Source organism: Streptomyces sp. NPDC054956 (assembly GCF_053609185.1).
On record NZ_JBSGXB010000513.1, the window covers coordinates 1 to 3,307 of the forward strand.

Sequence of the window (3,307 nt, forward strand, 5' to 3'; positions counted from 1 at the left end):
GGGAGACGACACCCACGCCCGAACCGGCCACCACGCACAGCGCCCCGCCGCGCACGCAGCCCCGTACCGCCCCGGCCACGGCCGGCCCCGGACCCGCGAAGACGGCCACGCTCGACGCCGAGCCACGCACGCAGCCCCGTACCGCCCCGGCGGCGGCCGCGTACGGGCAACAGCCCCCCGCAGGGGACCGGCGGATCGAGGGGCTGCTGCTCGGGCTCGCCGCAGGCGACGCCGCCGGATGGCCCGCCGCGCGGCACCGCGCCAGCCGGATGCCCGAGTGGACCCGCCGCCTCACCCGCGAGCTCGACACCTTCGCCGAGCAGAACGCCACCACCACCCTCCCCGTCCCCATCGCCCTCAACCAGCCCCCGGAACCCCTGCGCCTGGGCCCGAGCGACGACGCCGAATGGGCAGCGTTCGCCGCCGAGTCCGTGCTCAGCGCCGCCGGGGTGCTGCTCAGCGACCTCTCCCGGTCCCGGAGGATGCGCGCCGCCATCGACCTCGCCTGGAACGCCCTGGCCAGCGAGGTCGCGGCCGCCGCCGAACGCGCGCCCGAGGTCGAATCCGCCGTCCTCCCGCTCCGCGCCCGGATCTCCGTCCGCGCCGGCCTCGGCAACCTCGCCGCCGGCCTGCGCCCGCCCGCCACCGGCCACGACAACCCGCACTACTTCGACGACGCCGCCTGCATCCGGGCCTGCGTCCTCGCCGTGGTCCACCCCGGCGACCCCCGCGCCGCCGCCGACCTCGCCGAGTTCGACGCCCGCTACACCCAGGACGGCGACGGGGTCCACGGCGCCCGCGCCATGGCCGCCGCCATCGCGACCGCCCTCGCCGGCGCGGACACCGACGCCGCCGTCGACGCCGCCCTCGAACAGCTCCCGGAGTCCACCGAGATCGGCCGCAACGCCCGGCACGCGGTCAAACTCGCCCGCGCGGAGCCGACCGGCGGCGCCTTCGCGATCGTCCCGCTCCTGGAGCACCAGATCGTCGACCACGTCTACAGCTACGGGATCGCCGCCGCCGAGACCGTCCCCGTGGCCCTCGCGCTGGCCACCGCCGCCCGCGGCCGGGTCTGCGAGGCGGTGCCGGCCGCCGCCTGCCTCTCGCGGGTCGCGGACTCCGCCCCCGCCCTCGCCGGCGCGCTCACCGGCGCGCTCGGCGGCGGCGACTCGCTCCCCGAGGCCTGGCGCGAGGCCTGCCGCACCCTCTCCGGCTGCGCCCTCCCCCGCCTGGCGGGCACCGACCTGGTCGAACTGGCCGCACTCCTCGCCCGTACGGAACTCACCTCCCCGAAACCACAACCACAACCGCACCTCCAGCCCCAGCCCCAGCCCCAGCCCCAAGGAACGCCCCGGACATGACGACGATCGACCCCACTCTCACCCTGGACGACAGGATCACCGGCGCACTCGTCGGAGCCGCCGTCGGCGACGCGCTGGGCGGCCCGGTGGAGGGCTGGACCCCGGAACAGATCGTGGAACGGCACGGCGGCCGCGTGCGCGGCATCGTCGGACCGTGGCACGAGGACTGGCGCACGGCCCGGCCCATCGCCCCGTACCACAAGGGCGACGGCCACGTCACCGACGACACCCTCATGACGCACGCCCTGGTACGGGTCTACGAGACCGTACGCGACCACCTGGACGCCTACGCGGTCGCCGACCACCTCGTCCCCGACCTCATGACGAACCCCCGCTGGATCCCCGAACTGGAGGCGGACGCCCTCCCCCTCCAGCGGATCTTCCTCGCCGAGAAGTGGATCGTGACCCGGCTGCACTACGCGCACGTGGACCCGCGCGAGGCGGGCAGCGGAAACATCGTCAACTGCGGCGCGGCGATGTACGTGGCTCCGGTCGGGCTCGTCAACGCGGGCAATCCGGCCGGGGCCTACGCGGAGGCCCTGGACCTCACCGGCGCGCACCAGTCCTCGTACGGGCGCGAGGCGGCGGGCGTGTTCGCGGCGGCGGTGGCGGCGGCGTGCGTGCCGGGCGCGACGGCCGGCTCGGTCGTCGACACCGCCCTGTCCCTGGCCAAGGACGGTACCCGCGCGGCGATCTCCGCGGTCGCCGAAGAGGCAGCTCGCCACCGGGACTTCGAGTCCGCGCTGGCGCCGCTGCGCGCGGCGGTGGCCCCGTACGACTCGGTCGGACCGGACTACCGTAAGCCGTCGCTGGGCGCGCGCCGGCCGTCGCGCCTGCACGCGATCGAGGAGCTCCCGATCGCGCTGGGCATGCTCCTGATCGGCGACGGGGACTACTCGCCCTCGGTCCTCGGTGCGGTCAACTACGGCCGGGACTGCGACTCCATCGCCACGATGGCGGGGGCGATCGCGGGCGCGCTGTCCGGGGAGGCGGCGGTCCCGGCGGCCTGGGCCAAGCAGGTCGCCGAGGCCAGCCGCCTCGACCTGCACGCCCCGGCGGTGGCGCTGGCCGCGGTCGCCCGGGAGGTCTTCGCCCGCGACCGCTCCCGCCGCCGCGCCCACGAGTCCGCCTTCACCACCCTCACGGCCCCCCGATGACACCGCCGCCCACTCCCCCGACCCCAGCGCCCCCCGGCCCGGCCCGGGCAAAGCCCGCCACCACGCACCCGGACCCGACCGCCCCCGGCCCGGCCCGGGCAAGGCCCGCCACCACGGACCCGGACCCGACCGCCCCCGCCTCCCCCAGCCCGGCCCGGGCAAAGTCCGCCACCACGGGCCCGGCCCCGACGACGTCCACCTCCGCGGGCCCGCTCCCGCACCCGGCCCTGGGCGCGAGTGTCCGGAGCCCGGCTGCGGCGGCCGGGGAGGATTCCCCCACCCCGCCCCTTCCCGAAACCAGGGGCAAGCCCCTGGACCCCGAACTCGCGTGGCTGCGCCCCCCGGACGACGAAACGGCCCCGCCGTCCGGCCCCGTCAGGAGCCAAGCCCCGGCCACGGACCACGCCACGGGCCCGACGGCACCCGGGAACGGCACCAACCCGACCTTGACCACGGACCACACCACAACCCCAGCGCCAGCCGGGACCGGCACCAGCCCAACCCCTGCCGCGGGGCCGGCGGCGGACGGGGCCGGGGCCGGCAAGCCCGTGCGGCTGACCTGGGTTCAGCCCGAGGACCTGGTCGGCCACGAGTTCCGCCAGGCCGCGGAGGACGGCCGCGCGGAGGCTGCGGAGCCCCTGCTGCGCGTCTGGCTCACGGCGGGCGGCCACCTCGCCCCCGCCCGGGCGGGGGCCTCCGCCACCTCGGCCCCACCACGGCTCCGCGCCCTGGCCACGGACCTCCTGACGGCCCTGGCAGCCCTCCCCCACCCCCCACCCCCCCCCCAAC

General features: G+C 77.4%; 2 protein-coding genes and 1 pseudogene. All 3 read left to right on the forward strand.

Annotation, left to right across the window (positions count from 1 at the left end; translation table 11 throughout):
* A partial coding sequence (locus tag ACWGDE_RS37555) for an ADP-ribosylglycohydrolase family protein (RefSeq protein WP_453393567.1) occupies positions 1-1,361 on the forward strand: 1,361 nt, incomplete at its 5' end.
* A complete protein-coding gene (locus tag ACWGDE_RS37560; protein WP_453393568.1) occupies positions 1,358-2,518 on the forward strand; it encodes an ADP-ribosylglycohydrolase family protein in 1,161 nt (386 codons plus the stop codon). The genes ACWGDE_RS37555 and ACWGDE_RS37560, both read left to right, overlap by 4 nt.
* 548 nt (positions 2,519-3,066) lie before the next feature.
* Positions 3,067-3,307: pseudogene (locus ACWGDE_RS37565) on the forward strand (ADP-ribosylglycohydrolase family protein); the annotation flags it as partial.